The 18,002-nt window shown below is 67.2% G+C and carries 18 protein-coding genes; 5 read left to right on the top strand and 13 right to left on the bottom strand.

Annotation, left to right across the window (positions count from 1 at the left end; translation table 11 throughout):
• Positions 1-20 precede the first annotated feature (20 nt).
• The 3 genes from DES44_RS09750 (at position 21) to DES44_RS09740 (ending at position 5,204) form a co-directional block, all read left to right on the top strand.
• Positions 21-2,738, top strand: coding sequence for an ATP-binding cassette domain-containing protein (locus tag DES44_RS09750; RefSeq protein ID WP_083525518.1), 2,718 nt, complete (start codon positions 21-23; stop codon positions 2,736-2,738).
• Between the two features lie 128 nt (positions 2,739-2,866).
• Positions 2,867-4,822 (top strand): carbamoyltransferase family protein, encoded by a 1,956-nt coding sequence (locus DES44_RS09745; protein WP_083525517.1) that lies wholly within the window; start codon positions 2,867-2,869, stop codon positions 4,820-4,822.
• A 40-nt stretch (positions 4,823-4,862) separates the two neighbouring features.
• On the top strand, positions 4,863-5,204 hold the full coding sequence (locus DES44_RS09740; RefSeq protein ID WP_058934769.1) for a PRC-barrel domain-containing protein: 342 nt from the start codon (positions 4,863-4,865) through the stop codon (positions 5,202-5,204).
• A gap of 127 nt (positions 5,205-5,331) precedes the next feature.
• On the opposite strand, the gene DES44_RS09735 is transcribed toward DES44_RS09740, so the two are convergent.
• A complete protein-coding gene (locus DES44_RS09735) occupies positions 5,332-5,658 on the bottom strand; it encodes a hypothetical protein (RefSeq protein ID WP_147307035.1) in 327 nt (108 codons plus the stop codon).
• 581 nt (positions 5,659-6,239) lie between these two features.
• On the opposite strand from DES44_RS09735, the gene DES44_RS09730 reads away from it, so the two are divergent.
• Complete coding sequence (locus DES44_RS09730) at positions 6,240-6,452, top strand: hypothetical protein (protein WP_058934767.1); 213 nt, start codon at positions 6,240-6,242, stop codon at positions 6,450-6,452.
• Positions 6,453-6,588: 136 nt separating this feature from the next.
• Positions 6,589-6,804 (top strand): CsbD family protein, encoded by a 216-nt coding sequence (locus tag DES44_RS09725; protein WP_058934766.1) that lies wholly within the window; start codon positions 6,589-6,591, stop codon positions 6,802-6,804.
• 203 nt (positions 6,805-7,007) lie between these two features.
• Here the strand turns inward: DES44_RS09725 and DES44_RS09720 are convergent, their stop codons facing one another.
• The 12 genes from DES44_RS09720 to DES44_RS09665 all read right to left on the bottom strand — a co-directional run bounded on the left by DES44_RS09720 (position 7,008) and on the right by DES44_RS09665 (position 17,947).
• On the bottom strand, positions 7,008-7,685 hold the full coding sequence (locus DES44_RS09720) for a response regulator (protein WP_083525516.1): 678 nt from the start codon (positions 7,683-7,685) through the stop codon (positions 7,008-7,010).
• 57 nt (positions 7,686-7,742) lie between these two features.
• Positions 7,743-9,035 (bottom strand): MFS transporter, encoded by a 1,293-nt coding sequence (locus DES44_RS09715; RefSeq protein WP_083525515.1) that lies wholly within the window; start codon positions 9,033-9,035, stop codon positions 7,743-7,745.
• A gap of 178 nt (positions 9,036-9,213) precedes the next feature.
• Positions 9,214-10,485 carry a branched-chain amino acid ABC transporter substrate-binding protein gene (locus DES44_RS09710; RefSeq protein ID WP_375137515.1) on the bottom strand — a complete coding sequence of 424 codons (1,272 nt, stop codon included), beginning with the start codon at positions 10,483-10,485 and terminating at the stop codon, positions 9,214-9,216.
• Positions 10,486-10,540: 55 nt separating this feature from the next.
• On the bottom strand, positions 10,541-11,581 hold the full coding sequence (gene tsaD / locus DES44_RS09705) for a tRNA (adenosine(37)-N6)-threonylcarbamoyltransferase complex transferase subunit TsaD (RefSeq protein WP_058934764.1): 1,041 nt from the start codon (positions 11,579-11,581) through the stop codon (positions 10,541-10,543).
• Positions 11,582-11,595: 14 nt separating this feature from the next.
• Positions 11,596-11,934: an ISC system 2Fe-2S type ferredoxin gene (gene fdx / locus DES44_RS09700; RefSeq protein WP_058934763.1), complete on the bottom strand. Its 339-nt coding sequence runs from the start codon at positions 11,932-11,934 to the stop codon at positions 11,596-11,598.
• 33 nt (positions 11,935-11,967) lie between these two features.
• Positions 11,968-13,824 carry a Fe-S protein assembly chaperone HscA gene (hscA, locus tag DES44_RS09695; RefSeq protein ID WP_058934762.1) on the bottom strand — a complete coding sequence of 619 codons (1,857 nt, stop codon included), beginning with the start codon at positions 13,822-13,824 and terminating at the stop codon, positions 11,968-11,970.
• Positions 13,825-13,891: 67 nt separating this feature from the next.
• Positions 13,892-14,416 (bottom strand): Fe-S protein assembly co-chaperone HscB, encoded by a 525-nt coding sequence (gene hscB / locus DES44_RS09690; protein WP_058934761.1) that lies wholly within the window; start codon positions 14,414-14,416, stop codon positions 13,892-13,894.
• Between the two features lie 280 nt (positions 14,417-14,696).
• Positions 14,697-15,020, bottom strand: coding sequence for an iron-sulfur cluster assembly protein IscA (gene iscA / locus DES44_RS09685; protein WP_058934760.1), 324 nt, complete (start codon positions 15,018-15,020; stop codon positions 14,697-14,699).
• Between the two features lie 17 nt (positions 15,021-15,037).
• Positions 15,038-15,424, bottom strand: a complete 387-nt coding sequence (iscU, locus tag DES44_RS09680) for a Fe-S cluster assembly scaffold IscU (protein ID WP_058934759.1) — start codon at positions 15,422-15,424, stop codon at positions 15,038-15,040.
• A 49-nt stretch (positions 15,425-15,473) separates the two neighbouring features.
• Positions 15,474-16,694: an IscS subfamily cysteine desulfurase gene (locus DES44_RS09675; protein ID WP_058934758.1), complete on the bottom strand. Its 1,221-nt coding sequence runs from the start codon at positions 16,692-16,694 to the stop codon at positions 15,474-15,476.
• A 23-nt stretch (positions 16,695-16,717) separates the two neighbouring features.
• Positions 16,718-17,251, bottom strand: coding sequence for a Fe-S cluster assembly transcription factor (locus DES44_RS09670; RefSeq protein ID WP_058934757.1), 534 nt, complete (start codon positions 17,249-17,251; stop codon positions 16,718-16,720).
• A gap of 306 nt (positions 17,252-17,557) precedes the next feature.
• Positions 17,558-17,947: a hypothetical protein gene (locus DES44_RS09665; protein ID WP_058934756.1), complete on the bottom strand. Its 390-nt coding sequence runs from the start codon at positions 17,945-17,947 to the stop codon at positions 17,558-17,560.
• Positions 17,948-18,002: the final 55 nt, after the last annotated feature.

The following is an 18,002-nucleotide window of genomic DNA, read 5'->3' as shown; positions in this document are numbered from 1 at the left end:
CGGATTGCGGGGCCCCTCCCATGGAGTCCAGCCCCCCACGCCCGACCACCGCCCGCGTGGTCTCCGGACTATGGTCCGCCTTGTGGCAATGGCGCTGGCGCGTGCTGGTGGCGCTGGTGCTGCTGGTGGCCTCCAAGCTGGCCGCGGTGGGCGTTCCTGGCCTGCTCAAGGCGATCGTGGACCACCTCACGCCCGCCCCGGTGCCGGGCGCTTCCGCCGCTCAGGGGCTGGCGATCGGTCTGACCCTGCCCGTCTGGCTGCTGATCGGTTATGCGCTGCTGCGTTATGCCAGCACCCTCTTCACCGAACTGCGGGACCTGGTGTTTGCGCGGGTGGGCAAGCAAGTGGTGAGTGGGTTCTCTGAACGGGCCTTCGCCCATCTGCTGGCGATGAGCCCCCGCTTTCATGCCCAGCGCAACACCGGCTCGCTGGTCCGCGAAGTCGAGCGTGGGACGCATGGCATGGGCTATCTCCTCGGGGCGGGCGTCTTCACCGTCGTCCCCACCGCGGTGGAGTTTGCCGCGGTCCTGGTGGTGCTGTTGCAGTACGGTGTGGGCTTCGTGGTGATCATCGCGGGCAGCATGGCGCTGTACGCCATCTGGACCGGCTGGATGACCCGCGCCCGGGTGGAGAAGCAGCGGGTGATGAACGCCTTCGACTCCCGCGCCCACGGCCTGCTGGTGGACACGCTGCTGAACTATGACGCGGTGAAGACCCACGGCCGGGAGCAGGCCGAACGTGCGCGGTATGGCAGCGTGTTGTCCGAATGGGTGGAGGGCAGCGTGTCCAGCCAGAAGACGCTGTCGGCGCTGCATCTGGGACAGGCCGCCATCATCGCCGCGGGGGTGGCCGGCGTCATGTTGATGGCCGGTCAGGACACGGTGCAGGGCCGAATGAGCATCGGCGACCTGGTGCTGGTCAATGCCTACCTCATCCAGGTGTTCCTGCCGCTGAACACGCTGGGCTTCGTGTTCCGCGAGACCCGGGATGCGCTGCTCAACACCGAGGCCCTCTTTGCGTTGCTGGACCGCCCGCCCGACATCCAGGATGCGCCCGATGCCGCGCCGCTGGCCCCTGGCGACACGACTGTTCGCTTCGAACGCATCGACTTCGCTTATGACCCGCAGCGGCAGATCCTGCATGACCTCAGCCTGGAGATTCCCCATGGCAAGACCTTTGCGGTGGTGGGCAGCAGCGGCTCCGGCAAGTCCACCCTGGCGCGCCTGCTGATGCGCCTGTGGGACCCGGATCGTGGTCAGGTGCGCATCGGCACGCAGGACCTGCGCGAGGTCTCTCAGCAAAGCCTGCGGCAGGTGATCGGGGTAGTGCCGCAGGACCCGGTGCTGTTCAACGACACCATCGCCTACAACATCGCCTACGGAAAACCCGATGCCACGCGCGACGAACTGGTCGCCGCCGCCAAGGCCGCACAGGCAGACGACTTCATCCGCATGCTGCCGGAGCAGTACGACACGCGGGTGGGTGAGCGCGGTGCGCGGCTCTCCGGCGGGGAGAAACAGCGCATCGCCATTGCCCGTGCCTTTCTCAAGAACCCGCCGATCATCGTGCTGGACGAGGCCACCTCCGCGCTGGACACCCGGGCCGAACGAGCCATCCAGGGCGCACTGGAGAACGTGGCCAAGGACCGCACCTCGCTGATCATCGCCCACCGGCTCTCCACCATCGTGGGGGCGGACGAGATCATCGTGATGGACCGGGGCCGCATCGCCGAGCGCGGCCGCCATGACGAATTGCTGGCCCACCCGGGCCTATACGCCCAGCTGTGGGAACTGCAGCGCCAGCAGCAGCAGGCCGAGACCCTGGAGCGGCGCCTGGCCCAGCATCCGGTCAACCTGGCCGGGCTGCTGGTGCTGAGCCTGGACAGCCTGCGCGAGCAACTGGCCGCCACCGCCACCGAGCTCTACACCGACATCGACCTGGATGTGGCCAGTGTCATCGGCGATGCGGCGCACATGGCGCGCATCGTGCAGCTGATGTGCCAGCTCGCGCTGCACGGGGCCGCCGGCGGGCGGATGGAAGCCCGGGTGGAGCGCGGCATGAGAGCCAGCTCGCTGACCATCGGCTACCACGGCCGGCTGGCGCTGGAGGCGCTGGGGCCACCCGACACGCTGGAGTTGCGCACGCTGGTGGCGGGCAGCAACGGGCATCTGTCGATGCTGATGGATCCGTTTGTCGGGGTGCAGCAGTATCAGTTGGACTTCCCACTGCCCGCCCTGGCGCCGCCGCCCTTGCCCACGGCAGCGGTGCAGGAGGTGGTGCCCTCGGAAACCCTCTCCGCCGACGAGCGGGCCGCACTGGACGAACATCCGCTCAGCGGCCTGCATGTGATGTGCGTGGACGATGACGAGGACGCGCTGAGTTCGCTGGGCCATCTGCTGGAGCATGACGGCGCCCGCACCGAGCGCATCAGCTCCGGCCATGAAGCCTTGTCCCGCCTGCATGCGCGCGCCACGGTGGACTGGCCCGATGTGCTGGTCTGCGACATCGCCCTGGGTCCCGAGGACGGCCATGCCGTGGTGCGCAGCATCCGCACGCTGGAAGCGCAGCGAGAGGTGCCGCTGGACCAGCGCCTGCCAGCGGTGGCCCTGACCGGCCTGGCGCAACCCGAAGACCGCTTGCGTGCGCTGGTGGCCGGCTTCCAGCGTCACCTGGCCAAACCCGTCAACCCGGACGAGCTGGTGCGTGCGCTGCATCAGCTGGCGCGGGTGCATGCCTGAACGCTGGCGGTTCGCCCTCGACCCGTCTCTCGGCCCCAGCGCCCGTCCCCAGCCCCGGTTTCAAGTCCCCGTCCGCCCGGCCCCACTGTCTCTCCCGGCCCTCCCGTCCCACCCTCCAAGGAGACCTCATGTCCCATCCACTCCCGCCCCAGACGGCGTCCCTGCCCCTGCGCGAGCCCGACGCCAAAGCCCGCCCGCTCTTCACCCTCGGCATCAACGCCAGCTTCCATGACTCCGCTGCGGCCCTGCTGCGGGACGGGGAAGTGCTGGCGGCCTCCGAGGAGGAACGCTTCACCCGCATCAAGCATGGCAAGCGGCCCGTGCCGTTCACCGCCTGGGAACTGCCCTACCACGCGATCAACGACTGCCTGAAGCAGGCCGGCATCACCCTCGCGGAGGTCTCGCATGTGGCCTACAGCTTCGACCCGCATCACTTCATCGGCCAGCGCGCGCCGGACCAGCGCTTCACCCTGCCCCTGCGCCCCTCCGACTTCGACCGCGGCGACTGGGAGAACCCCTGGGACCCGCTCTTTGCGGCCTACATCCTGAACGCGCCCCGCCAGCTGACCGACGGCGTGCCCCATCATCTGAAGAAACGCTTTGACGGTGTCCAGCATCACCGGGCGCCCTATCGCTGGCATTTCGTGCCGCACCACCTGTGTCACCAGGCCAGCGCCTTCCTGGCCGCGCCCTTCTCCAGCTGCGCGGTGATGACGCTGGACGGCCGGGGGGAACATGCGTCCACCTGCTATGGCCGGTATCGCAACAACCGCTACGACGCGCTGGGCGAGGTCCGGGTGCCGCATTCGCTGGGCCTGCTGTATGAGCAGGTCACCGCCTACCTGGGCTTTCTGCACTCCAGCGACGAATACAAGGTCATGGCCCTGGCGGCGCTGGGCACGCCGCGGCATGCGGCGCTGCTGAAGTCCCATGTGCAGGTGATGCCGGACGGCCGGTACGAGATCCACCCCCTGGATCTGGAGAAGACCTTCGGGCCGCGCCGGGTATCGGGCGGGCCGATGAGCGAGCACTATCTGGACCTGGCCGCTTCGCTGCAGGAGGTGCTGGAAGACACCGTCCTGCAACTGGCCGGCTGGCTGCGAGAGGCCAGCGGCGAGGACCGGCTGGCCATGGCCGGCGGCGTGGCCCTGAACTGCGTGATGAATGCGCGCCTGCGGGATGCCGGCATCTTCCGGGAGGTGTGGGTGCAGCCCGCCGCAGGGGATGCCGGCACGGCACTGGGCGCGGCGCTATGGGTGGATGCGCGGGAGCGGCGGCAGGCCGATTCTGCGCACGCGCCTGCCGAGCCACCGGCGCGTCCAGAGGAAGCGGTCGCGGCCGCCACGCTCAGCACGGCCTCCGGCGGAAAGGCCGAGGTCGAAGGCCCCTTGACCGGGGAACGCGGCAGCTTCGCGCTGGCCCCGCGGGTCTGGTCCATGCAGCATGCCTACCTGGGTCCGGCCTTCACCGATGAGGAGATCGAAGCGCTGCTGCAATGGGCGCAGCTGGACTATCGCCGCTCGGACGATGTGGCCGAGGACACCGCCCGCCTGCTGGCCGACAACAAGATCATCGGATGGTTCCAGGGCCGCATGGAATTCGGCCCGCGTGCGCTCGGAGCCCGGTCGCTGCTGGCCTCTCCCGTGGACCCCGCGATGCAGGCCCGCCTCAATGAACTCAAGGACCGCGAGGATTTCCGGCCGGTGGCGCCGGCGGTGAACCGTGAAGACCTGGCGGACTGGTTCGAGCCGGCGCAGGCGAATCAGGGGGAATCGCCCTTCATGCTGTTCGTCTACCGGGTCAAGCCAGGCCGCAGCGAACGCATTCCGTCGGCCCTGCATACCGATCGCACCGCCCGTGTGCAGACGGTGGATGGCGCCACCAACCCCATCTTCCACGACCTGCTCGCGGCCGTGGGGCGGCACACCGGCGTGCCGGTGCTGGTCAACACCTCGTTCAATGTTCGCGGGGAGCCGATCGTGGGCTCCCCGAAGGCCGCATTGGAGGCCTTCTTCAGCACCCCGCTGGACGCGCTGGTGATCGGGTCCTTCATTCTGGAAAAACCGAAGCGCGGCGGCACGTGATTTGCCATCCATGCAGCGTAGCAACCCCAAGGAGACCTCTATGGCAAGCACCACCATTTCGTCCGACCGCGTTGAAGGCACCAAGGTCTACAACGGCAACGGCGACAAGCTCGGCACGATCGACAATCTCGTCATCGACAAGCGCTCGGGCCTGGTCCGTTATGCGGCGCTGGAATTCGGCGGCTTCATGGGCATCGGCACCGACCGTTATCCCATCCCCTGGAACATGCTGAAGTACGACACCGGCCTGGACGGCTATGTCGTGCCGCTGCGTGAAGACCAGCTGGAGAAGGCGCCGAAGTACGCGCAGGCCGATCGTCCGGAATACTCCGACGAATACGGCCGCAAGATCTACGACTACTACGGCGTGGCGTGGATGTGATGAACAGCGCCTGAGTCCGCTCAGGCACTTTGTGTTTTTTCCTGCAATGAAGAATCGCCCCCTCGGGGGCGATTTTCATGGGGCTTGAACCGGCGTGGCGGTCAGCCGGCGCTGCTGGGCGTGGTGGTCAGCCAGCGCTGGGCGTGGCCGGCACCACCGGCTTGATGGCACCGGTGCCGACGAACCGGGCATATTCGGTGCGGGGCATCACCGCGCTCATGCGGTTGTCCTCGTCTTCCCAGCCCAGCGTCACGTCGTGCTCTCCCACCGAGACCTTCACCGGTCCCTGGGGAATCTGCAGCATCGGACCGTCACCGGTCCGGTAGCTCACCTCGCCGCAGACAAAGGCGCTGTTGTCCAGCGGTTGATCATCCACCTGCTGCATGGCGACCGAGGCGTCCAACACGGACTCATCAGCGGGATGCTCGGGGGGCAAAGGGGGTCGGGCGCTCATGGCAAATCCTCCAGGTGATCATCCTGTCCCAGGTCCTCGAGAAACTGCCACAGGCGCAGGGCCAGGGCGGTGGCGGTGCAGGAAGCCAGCGTCATCAGCATCAACATGTCGTCCATGGAAGACCTCGTGATTGGTGGCATGAAGGCGGATGGCGCCGCAAGGCATGCACGGGCTGGAGGCTGGCATTCCTGCTGCTCGCTGAATCCGTGGCTGGGGCCGGTGAGGCCAGTAGCGGGAATCAGCAAGCGTCGAGAAAGCCGGGGAACAGGATCAGGTTGCGGTACTGCATATCCTGCCCGCCGAGGCGGCAGGCATCGAAGCGGCCAAGGCCGCGAACGGGTGTAGGCGCAGTCCCACAAGGCATTCATCGCCCGCGTTGCATGCGACTAATGCTGTGATGCCTTCATGGCAGGGGCGGTGCCGTACGGCGGCCGGGCGTGCGGCTTGCAAGCAGCGTGTGTAGGACGAAACCGTACATCGGTCGGTTCGCCTGACCGACAAGCGCCACCGATGTCCACCTATGGAAGCCGGAACCTCTGGCGACCATATTTCACTCAAAGCTTCTCGCAAGGAGAAATTCGATGAGCTCCCTCCACATCTCCGCTGACGACGCGCAGCACTATGAAGTGCGGTTTGAGTCGATGTTCGATCCGGGACGGGCCATGTCCTTCCCCTGTGACCACGAAGGCCATGTCGATCTGGACAGCCTCCCGGCTCGCGCCCGCAATAACTACCTCTTCGCACGCGCCATGGTGGGCAAGGATTACCTGCCGCCCCATGTTCTCAAACATTGAAGCTTGGATTGAAGCGTGGATGGGGCGTGGGGCCTGACGGTCTTGTCCTACAAATGCTTCGAAGCTTGTCTGACCCCGGGCTGAACAGGGCCTCGCTACAGTGAACTCATTCCCCAACCCGAGCAAGGAGTTCACCATGAACTGGGACCGTATCGAAGGCAACTGGACCCAACTCAAGGGCAAGGTCCGCGAGCAATGGGGCAAGCTGACCGATGACGATATTGATGTGATTGCCGGCAAGCGCGAACAGCTCTCCGGCAAGATCCAGGAACGGTATGGCATTGCCCGCGACGAAGCGGACCGCCAGCTGGACACCTGGCAAAAGAATGCCGACGACCGTTGGCTGAGCTGATCGGTAACGATCCGCTCCTGCTCCCTGCCCCTCTCACAGGCAATCGTGAGGCTGACGAGAGGGGTGGCGGGCAACGGGGAAGCGCGCTTCCCCCGCTCTTTGTGCGTTTGACTTGTGACTCTCTCTGACTCTCTGACTGCATCCTCCCTGTTGCCGCGCGGTGTCCTCGGGCCCGTGCGGCATTTTTTTGAGTCAGGGCGAGGTCACGGCGAGAAATAACCGCGCTTGAGCGCGATGGTCACCGCATGCGTGCGGTCATTGGCATTGAGCTTGGACAGCACGCTCTTCATGTGCATCTTCACCGTCTCTTCGCTCACTCCCAGCGCCACACCCACCCGCTTGTTGGAGTGGCCCTCCGACACCAGTCGCAGCACCTCGATCTCCCGAGGTGACAGGCTGCCTTCGGTGTCCTCGTCCAGCATGCGGGCGACCTCGCCCGGAATGCAGCGCTGGCCCTCATGCACCGCACGGATGGTGTCCACCAGGTCCTTGCGCAGCATGCTCTTGAGCAGATAGCCCATCGCCCCACCGGCCAGCGCGCGGCGCACCTGCACGTCGCCACGGTAGGTGGTCAGGATGATGATGCGGGCATCCGGGAACTCCTGCCGCAAGGTGGCCATGCAGTCGATGCCGTCCATGTCGGGCAGGCGTACATCCATCAGGGTGATGTCCGGGCGATGCTCCCGAAACCGCGCCAGCGCTTCCTGGCCGCTGGCCGCTTCCGCCACCAGACGCAGGTCCGGCTCGTCCTCCAGCGTCCCGGCGATGCCCTCGCGCAGCAGCGGGTGGTCATCGACGGTCAGGATGCGGATGGGCGACTGCAGGCGTCCTGCAACAGGAGGCGCCACGGGCGGAGAACGGTCAGGAGGAAGATCGGCCATGCTTCATACGATACCGGAACGGCCCGCATCATCGGGCCCATGACCCTGCTGCGTCGATTACCCGATCGGGTTACGAAGGGCCGGCGTGGCTTCCTCGAACCGGTTGACCTGCCGCAGCGGCTTGAACAGCACGGCCCAGGCGCTGACCACGCCCAGCGTGCACAGCGCCCCCGTCACCGCCGCGGGCACCACGCCCAGCGCTGCCGCCGCACTGCCGGCGCGGAACTCCCCAAGCTCGTTGGAGGAGCCGATGAACAGCATATTGACCGCATTGACCCGGCCTCGCATGTCGTCCGGGGTGGAGAACTGCACCAGGGCGCCGCGGATGTAGACGCTGACCATGTCTGCCGCGCCGGCGATCATCAGCGCGGCGAAGGACAGCCAGAAGGTGGTCGACAGCGAAAACACCAGATTCGCCACGCCAAAGATGGCCACCGCGATGAACATGGTGCGCCCCACCTGCCGATCGAAGGGCCGCATGCTGAGGTAGAGCCCGGCACTGACCTCCCCCACCGCCATGGCGCTGCGCAGGGCGCCCAGGCCCTGCGGGCCGGCGTGCAGGACCTCGGCGGCGTAGATGGGCAGCAAGGCCACCACACCGCCCAGCAGGACGGCGAACAGGTCCAGCGAGATCGTGCCCAGGATGATGGGCCGCGTGCGGATGAAATAGATGCCGGCGCCGAACCGCTGCCAGATGTTGCCCTGCGTGGCCGCCAGGGAGACGGTCACCGGCCGGACCCGCACGCCGAAGACAAAGAGCAAGGTGCCCAGCGAGAAGCAGATGAAGCAGACCGCGAAGGTGAGCTGCGCCCCGCCATAGGCATACAGCAGGCCCCCGACGAAGGGGCCGCCGATGTTCGCGGCCCGCATCAGCATGCTGTTGGCCGCAATGGCCTGGGCCAGCTGTTCACGCGGCACGACCTGGGGCAGCAGGCTCTGCAGGGCCGGACCGGAGAAGGCCCGGGCACAGCCAAAGACCACCAGCACCGCATAGATGCCGCTGACGCCTGCATGACCATGCCCGGCCAGCCACCACAGGGCCGCGCCGCACAGGCCGCTCAGGCCCCAGCTCAGCGCCAGGATGGGCTTGCGGCTGAACCGGTCGATCAGGTCACCTGCCGGCAGCAGCAGCACCAGCATGGGAAGGAACTGGGCCAGGCCCACATAGGCCAGGGCCAGAGGCTGCCGGGTGAGGTCATAGACCTGCCAGGCCACGACCACCGCCTGGATCTGCCCCGCCAGCACCGCCAGCAGCCGCGCCGCGAGGAAGGTGGTGAAGGCGCGTTGGCCAAAGACACTCGCGGGGTCGGCGGCGCGCTCGGGCGCCGGGGCGGAAGAAGGAGCACTCACGGCAGGACCATCCAGCAGGATCGGGTTGACGCATCGGCCGCTGCGGCGGGCGTGGCCCGAAGCGGTCGAGTGTAGCCAGCGGCATGACGCGGCGTGCGGCGGGGGTAGCCGGCCTGTGGCGACGCGGCCGCCGGTCGCACGGACTGGCGATGCGCGCACGTGGGGGCGGCCCTCACCGTCAGCGCGCCGGGCGCTTCATCCGGCACGCCGTCTCCGGCAGTTCCGCCTGGGCCGCATCCAGGTAGCGCAGGGTGCGGAACCCGTAGCCGGATCCTTCATTGTCGTGCGGCACACCCGCCTCCCCGGCCCGCCGCATGATGCTCACATAGAGCGGCTGCTGCAGCTGGTGGTCCGTCGGCCGCATCCAGCCCTGGTGGGCCACGCCCAGCGGCCGGCCGTCCAGGCGCAGGTTCTCCAGCGCCAGGGCCACCGCCCGGGGCTCGTCGGTCCCGGCTTTTTCCATGGCCGCCACCAGCATCTCGACCATCAACTGCATGCGCGCATGCAGATAGTCGTCCTCCGGCCGGGGGAAGCGCTGGCGGAAGGCTTGGTAGAACCGCTCGGAGGCTGAGTCGCCGGCATTGGGATGCCATTCGGCCACCGCCAGCACCCGGTCCACGCCGGCATCACCCAGCACGCCCGGCACGCCCAGGGCATTGCCGTAGAAGGTGTAGAAGCGGGTGCCCAGCCCCAGGTCCCGGGCGGCCTTGATCAGCAGCGTCAGGTCATTGCCCCAGTTGCCGGTCAGCACCGCCTGCGCGCCACTGCTGCGGATCTTGCTGGCATAGGGCATGAAGTCCTTGACCCGGCCCAGCGGATGCAGCTCGTCGCCGACGATCTCCAGGTCCGGCCGGCGTTGCGCCAGCAGGGCCCGCGCCTGCGTGCGCAGATGCTGGCCGAAGCTGTAGTCCTGGCCGATCAGGTAGAGCTTCTTGAGCTGGCGGTCCTGCGCAATCACCTCCACCAGCGCCGCCAGCCGCATGTCGGTGTGGGCGTCGAAGCGGAAATGCCAGAAGCTGCACTGCGCGCCGGTCAGCAGCGGGTCCACCGCCGCATAGTTGAGCAGCAGGGCTCGATGCGCGGGGTCGCGTTCATTGTGGCGGTCCAGGGCCACGATCAGCGCGCTGGCCACCGCGGAGCTGTTGCCTTGCAGGACGACTTTCACGCCCTGGTCGGTGGCGGCGCGCAGCAGGGACAGGGACTCTTCCACCGAGCCCTTGCTGTCGTAGCGCAGCACCTGCAGCGGCCGGGCGCCGCCGGGCAGCTTGACGCCGCCGCGGGCATTGACCCGCTCGCTGGCCCACACCAGATTGCGCAGCACGGCTTCGCCGCCGTTGCCCAGCGGGCCGGAGAGACCTTCGATCAGGCCGAGGCGTATGGGTTCCGGGTTCGGAGCTGCGGCAGCGGCAGCGGCAGCGGGTTGGACGATCGTCGCGCAAATCCAGGCCACAACGACCCAAAGCCTGATGGCGGCTAGCCGGAGAACCTTCACACCCACGCCTTGCTCAGATCGATGCGAGGTCCCAGCGCGGACGCACCTCAAAGCCACCGCCGCGGGTCAGTGCGCCCATGTCGCGCTGCAGCCGAAGCGCGGCCGCCAGGGCGATCATGGCGCCGTTGTCGGTGCACAGATGCAGCTCGGGATAGTGCACCCGCACCTTGCGGCGCTCACAGGCCGCATTGAGCTGCTCACGCAAATGGCGGTTGGCCCCCACGCCACCGGCCACCACCAGGCGCTTGAGGCCGGTCTCCTTCAGCGCCAGCAGGGACTTCTTGACCAGCACCTCCACGATCGCCGCCTGGGTCGAGGCGGCCAGATCGGCGCGCTGGCCTTCGGTGATGCCACCGGACTGCTGTTCCAGCCGGCGGACCTGGGTCAGCACCGCCGTTTTCAGGCCCGCGAAGCTGAAATCCGGCTTGCCGCTGTGCAGCAGCGGACGCGGCAGCGCAAACGCGTCCGCCTGCCCCTGCTCGGCCAGCCGGGACAGATGCGGGCCGCCGGGATACGGCAGGCCCAGCAGCTTGGCGGACTTGTCGAAGGCTTCGCCCGCCGCGTCGTCGATGGTCTCGCCCAGCAGCTCGTAGCTGCCGACATCGTCCACCCGCATCAGCTGGGTATGGCCCCCGGACACCAGCAGCGCCACGAAGGGAAACTCCGGCGGATCGGCCGACAGGAACGGCGACAGCAGATGGCCTTCCAGATGGTGCACGCCCAGCACCGGACGGTCCAGCGCGGCGCCCAGCGACGCGGCCACCCCCGCCCCCACCAGCAGCGCGCCGGCCAGGCCTGGGCCTTGCGTGTAGGCGACCACGTCCACATCCTGCAGGGACAGGCCCGCGCCGGCCAGCACCTCGCGGGTCAGCGGCAGCACGCGGCGGATGTGGTCCCGCGATGCCAGCTCCGGCACCACGCCGCCATAGGCCTGGTGCATGCTGATCTGGCTGTGCAGCGCATGCGAGAGCAGGCGCGGCACGCCGTCGCCGGAGCCGTCCACCAGCGCCACGCCGGTTTCATCGCAGGAAGATTCAATGCCGAGGACACGCATGGACCATCGTCCGATCAGTGGTTTTCCTTGGCGTGATTGATCGAGTACTTGGGGATCTCGACCGTCACCGGCGTATTGGAGAGGATGGCCTGGCAGGACAGGCGCGAGTTGGGTTCCAGGCCCCAGGCGCGGTCCAGCATGTCTTCCTCGTTCTCTTCCATCTCGGACAGCGAGGCGAAACCTTCCCGCACGATGACGTGGCAGGTGGTGCAGGCACAGACCTGGTCGCAGGCGTGTTCGATCTCGACGCCGTTGTCCAGCAGCGCCTCGCAGATGGTGGTGCCGGCGGGCGCCTCCAGCGTGCGGCCTTCAGGGGCGTATTCGGGATGGGGGAGGATCTTGATGATGGGCATGGGGGTTCCTTGGTGCGCGCAGGGCTGCCGGGGTCAGACCGAGTCGATGCTGCGGCCGGTCAGGGCCTGCTGGATGCCGCGGTTCATGCGCGCGGCGGCAAAGCCTTCGGTGCCTTTGGCCAGGGCCTCGACCGCGAGGGTGATGGCATCGGCGTCTTCGGTTTGCGCCTGGCTGCGCAGTTGGTCTTCCAGCACGGCGATGGAGCGGCGCTCCTCGTCGCTGAGCAGGTCGCCGTCGGCATTCAGGGCCGAGGCGGTGGCCAGCAGCATGCGTTCAGCCTCGACACGGGCCTCGCGCAGCTTGCGAGCCTGCATGTCGCTCTCGGCGCTGGCAAAGCCTTCGCGCAGCATGGTGGCGATCTGGTCGTCGGACAAACCGTAGCTGGGCTTGACCTGCACGGCGGCTTCCACGCCGGAATTCATCTCGCGGGCGGACACGCTCAGCAGCCCGTCGGCATCCACCTGGAAGCTGACGCGGATGCGGGCGGCGCCGGCGGCCATCGGCGGGATGCCGCGCAGCTCGAAGCGGGCCAGGGAGCGGCATTCGCTCACCAGCTCGCGCTCGCCCTGCAGCACATGCACGGCCAGGGCGGTCTGTCCGTCCTTGAAGGTGGTGAAGTCCTGGGCCTTGGCCACGGGGATGGTGGCATTGCGCTCGATGATGCGCTCCACCAGGCCGCCCATGGTTTCCAGGCCGAGGGACAGGGGAATCACGTCCAGCAGCAGGATCTCGCCGTCGGCGCTGTTGCCGGCCAGTTGGTTGGCCTGCAGCGCGGCGCCCAGGGCCACCACCTCGTCGGGATTCAGATTGGTCAGCACCTCGCGGCCGAACAGCTCGCTCACCGCGCGCCGGACGCCCGGCATGCGGGTGGAGCCGCCCACCATCACCGTGCCCTGCACCTCGTCGGCGCTGACCTTGGCATCGCGCAGCACGCGGCGGACGGCCAGCAGGGTCTTGTCCACCAGGGCGCGGGTGAGGCTGTCGAACTGCTCGCGGCTGACCGGCACCTGCAAGGCGCCGGCATCCAGCGTGGCGGACAGTGTGACCTGCGGATGGTCCGTCAGGGCTTCCTTGGCGGCGCGCGCGGCCACCAGCACGCGGCGCTTGTCCTGGGCGGTGCGCACGACCAGACCGGCCTGCTGAAGGGCCCAGTCGGCCAGCAGGCGGTCGAAGTCGTCGCCGCCCAGCTGCGCATCGCCGCCGGTGGCCACCACCTCGAACACGCCGCGGGTCAGGCGCAGCAGGGAGATGTCGAAGGTACCGCCGCCCAGGTCGTAGACGGCGTAGAGGCCTTCGCTGCCGTTGTCCAGGCCATAGGCGATGGCGGCGGCGGTCGGCTCGTTGATCAGGCGCAGCACGTTCAGGCCGGCCAGCTCGGCGGCGTCCTTGGTGGCCTGGCGCTGGGCGTCGTCGAAATAGGCGGGCACCGTGATCACGGCGCCGAACAGATCGTCGTTGAAGGTGTCTTCGGCGCGCTGGCGCAGCGTGGCCAGGATCTCGGCGGAGATCTCCACCGGCGACTTGGGTCCTTCGCGGGTCACCAGGCTGAGCATGCCGGGGGTGTCCAGGAACTGGTAGGGCAACTGATCGCGGCCGACCACGTCCTCGACGCGGCGGCCCATGAAGCGCTTGACCGACACGATGGTGTTTTCCGGGTCGTCGGCCTGGGCCGCGATGGCATCAAAGCCGATCTGGCGGCGGCCTTCCGGCAGCAGGCGCACGGCGGAGGGCAGGATGACGCGGCCTTGCTCATCGGGCAGGCATTCCGACACGCCATGGCGCACGGCGGCCACCAGGGAGTGGGTGGTGCCCAGGTCGATGCCGACGGCGATGCGGCGCTGATGGGGATCGGGCGAGGCGCCGGGTTCGGAGATCTGGAGCAAGGCCATGGTGGGGACTCTTTTGTTGTTGTGCGGGGCCGCGAGGCAATGGAACCTGGGCCCTGGAGAAATCAGGTCAGGAGGTAGCGTCCAGGGTGTCCAGCCGCCGGTCGATGTCGGCGCGAAAGCGGCTGAGGAACATCAGCGCGCGCACGGCCTGGGCGGCCTCGGCGGGTTGCTGGCGCACATCCAGCGCCTGGCCGGCCTGGGCCAGTAGGGCCTTCTCGCGGGCAGCGACTTCGCGGTCGATGGCCAGGATGGCGGCGCTGTCACGGGCCTCTTCCAGCGACTCACGCCACTCCATCTGTTCCATCAGGAAAGCGGCCGGCATGCTGGTGTTTTCGTGGGCCTCGATCGGCGCGCCGCGCAGCTCACAGAGGTAGGCGGCACGCTTGAGCGGATCCTTGAGCCGCTGATAGGCTTCATTGACGCGCAGCGACCACTGCATGGCCAGACGCTGGGAGGCGGCGCCATCGGCGGTGAACCGGTCCGGATGCACTTTCGCCGCCAGCGCTTTCCAGCGGGCGGCGATCTCGGTGGTGTCCTGCTCAAACTGAGCGGGCAGCCCAAACAAAGCGAAGTCGTCGTCGTCCAGTTTCACAACACGATGCGATCCAGAAGTGCAAATGGCGGGTCACCCGCCACTGCCAAACCAAAACCATTCCACCCGCCGCCAGCGCCCCTACCAGCCGCCCTTATCAGGCCCGGCCCGTCGCGCCCCGCACCACCCACCACAAGGGTGCGCGCAGCGCCACCACCGCAAGGGTGCGCGCAGCGCCACCCCCTCCAGCGGAGCCCGTGGAACTGGCTCCGCCAGGCCACCGGGCTCGCCCCCCTGGGGGGGCCGCCGTCGGGCGGTAGGGGGGGGCCAATCCCTGGGGTCAGATCCGAAAGCTTTCGCCGCACCCGCAGCGATCTTTTTCACGCGGGTTCCGGAACTTGAAGCCCTCGTTCAGGCCTTCGCGCACGAAGTCGAGCTCGGTGCCATCCAGATAAGGCAGGCTCTTCGGGTCCACCAGCACCTTCACGCCATGGCCTTCAAAGACCACGTCCTCCGGTGTCACCTCGTCGGCATATTCCAGCTTGTAAGCCAGACCCGAGCAACCGGTGGTCTTCACGCCCAGGCGCACCCCCACGCCACGTCCCCGCTTGGAGATGTAGCGCGTCACATGGCGTGCCGCGGATTCAGTCAGAGTGACAGACATGATGGATCCCGCCCGCCTTATTGGGCGTGCTTGGCGCGGTAATCGTCCACCGCGGCCTTGATGGCGTCTTCCGCCAGGATGGAGCAGTGGATCTTCACCGGCGGCAGCGCCAGTTCTTCAGCGATGTGGGTGTTCTTGATGGACAGCGCCTCATCCAGCGACTTGCCCTTGACCCATTCGGTCACCAGCGAGCTCGACGCGATGGCGGAACCGCAGCCATAGGTCTTGAACTTGGCGTCCTCGATCAGCCCGGTGGACGGGTTGACCTTGATCTGCAGGCGCATCACGTCGCCGCAGGCCGGCGCGCCCACCATGCCGGTCCCCACCGAATCGTCGCCCTTTTCGAAGGCGCCCACATTGCGGGGGTTGTCGTAGTGGTCCAGCACTTTGTCACTGTATGCCATGGTTGTTCTCCAACGTCTTTATTGAGGTCAGGATGACGGTGTCAGCCGGTCAGTGGGCGGCCCACTGGATGGTGCTGATGTCCACGCCTTCCTTGTACATGTCCCACAGGGGCGAGAGGTCGCGCAGCTTGGCGACCCGGTCCTTGAGCAGCGAGACGGCGTAATCGATCTCTTCTTCGGTCGTGAAACGGCCGATGGTCATGCGCAGGGAGGAATGCGCCAGTTCGTCGCTGCGACCCAGGGCGCGCAGCACATAGCTGGGTTCCAGGCTCGCCGAGGTACAGGCCGAGCCGGACGACACGGCAATGCCCTTGATGCCCATGATCAGCGACTCGCCCTCCACGAAATTGAAGGACGCGTTGACGTTGTGGGGCACACGGCGGGTCAGGTCGCCGTTGATGAACACCTGTTCGATGTCCTTCAGGCCGTCCAGCAGGCGCTGCTGCAGCGCCTTGATGCGCGGCAGCTCGGTGGCCATTTCTTCGCGGGCAATGCGGAAGGCTTCCCCCATGCCAACGATCTGGTGCGTGGGCAGCGTGCCCGAGCGCAGACCGCGTTCATGGCCGCCACCGTGCATTTGCGCTTCCAGGCGCACCCGGGGCTTGCGGCGCACATACAGCGCGCCGATGCCCTTGGGGCCGTAGCTCTTGTGCGAGGCCAGGCTCATCAGGTCCACCGGGAGGGTGGCCATGTCGATCTCCACCTTGCCGGTGGCCTGCGCGGCGTCCACATGGAAGACGATGCCCTTTTCACGGCACATCGCGCCGATGGTGGGGATGTCCTGGATCACCCCGATCTCGTTGTTCACGAACATGACCGAGATCAGGATGGTGTCCGGACGGATGGCGGCCTTGAGCACATCCAGGTCGATCAGGCCGTTTTCCTGGACATCCAGATAGGTCACCTCGAAGCCCTGGCGCTCCAGCTCGCGGGTGGTGTCCAGCACCGCCTTGTGCTCGGTCTTGATGGTGATGAGGTGCTTGCCGCGCGTCTTGTAGAACTGCGCCGCGCCCTTGATCGCCAGGTTGTTGGACTCGGTCGCCCCGGAGGTCCAGACGATCTCGCGCGGGTCGGCATTGATCAGCGCCGCCACCTGGCCGCGCGCCTTTTCCACGGCTTCTTCCGCTTCCCAGCCCCAGGCGTGGCTGCGAGAAGCCGGATTGCCGAAATGCTCGCGAAGCCAGGGAATCATCGCGTCAACGACGCGCGGATCCACCGGCGTCGTGGCGCCGTAATCCATGTAGATGGGGAAGTGCGGGGTCATGTCCATGGGAACAGGTCTTCTTGTGGCTTTTACTTGCTCAGGGCGTTGCCCAGGGCGAACACGGAATTGGGGGCGGTGATGCGGATCGGCTTGACGACCGGCGTGGTGGAGATGGCTCGCTTGATGGGCGCTTCTTCCACGGTGACGCCCTTGGCCAGTTGGTCATCCACCAGCTTGCGCAGGGTGACCGAGTCGAGGTACTCGATCATCTTGTTGTTCAGGGCGGTCCACAGGTCATGGGTGATGCACCGGCCGGTGTCGTCGCCCATGCAGTTTTCCTTGCCGCCGCAGCCGGTGGCATCGATGGGTTCATCCACCGCGACGATGATGTCGGCCACGGTGATCTCGTCGGAGCGACGACCCAGGGAGTAACCGCCGCCAGGACCACGGGTGCTTTCCACCAGTTGGTGGCGGCGCAGCTTGCCGAACAGCTGCTCCAGGTAGGACAGCGAAATCTGTTGGCGTTGGCTGATCGCCGCCAGCGCGACCGGGCCGCTGTTTTCACGCAGCGCCAGATCAATCATCGCGGTGACAGCAAAACGACCTTTGGTGGTGAGACGCATCGAACTTCTCCTTGGCCGATGAAGGCATCAGGACCTGAGGCAACAGCCCGGGACGTCCGGACTGACTCACGCAGCAGGGTTAACCCCCTGCTATGTCCGAGCATTCTACTAGGTTAAGGAGATTCTTGCCGGGCTTACCCCAGGGCGGCGGCGGGGTGGCCCGTTTCAGCGTGTGCGTACGGGGACAATTTCCGCTAGGGGGCACGAGAGGCCACGCCCACGCCCACGCCCTCCAGCGGGAACGGGGCCTCCCCTTTGGGCCGCCCCCCGCTCTCCAGGGACATCAGGGCTGCCATCAACCCTTGGTCAGGCAGGGTTTTCGGCGTCCTGACCGGCTGCGGCGTCGGCCTGCGGCACGACGAGCCCTGCCCCTGCCGCCACGTCCGCAGGTGCAGGTGCAGGTGCAGGCTGCGAGGTATCAGCGGGCTGCTCCACGGACAGCGACATCGGGGACGACACAGGGCCGGTCCATCGCTTGGTCAGCACCAGACCCGCGCCGCCGCCGATGGACATGACCGCCAAAGCGATCAGCACCCATCGCTGGAGCGCAGAGTCCATCCAGCGCTGAAGGTCGATGAACCGGTGCTGCATGTCGTCTCGAAGTCGGCCTTCGAGGGCGAGCAGGTCTTCACGGGTTGCCAGAGTGGGGACGACCGTGTCCCACTTGGTTTCGAGGGTGGTGAGGCGTGTTTGCATGAGCAGGATGCTCGCGCTTCGCCCCGTAGGGGTCAATAACTCGAACTTCGGGCCG

This window comes from Roseateles depolymerans (assembly GCF_003387155.1).
Lineage (GTDB): Bacteria > Pseudomonadota > Gammaproteobacteria > Burkholderiales > Burkholderiaceae_C > Roseateles > Roseateles depolymerans.
The sequence above is the reverse complement of the archived record's forward strand: the minus strand, read 5'-3'. Positions and strand labels throughout refer to the sequence as shown.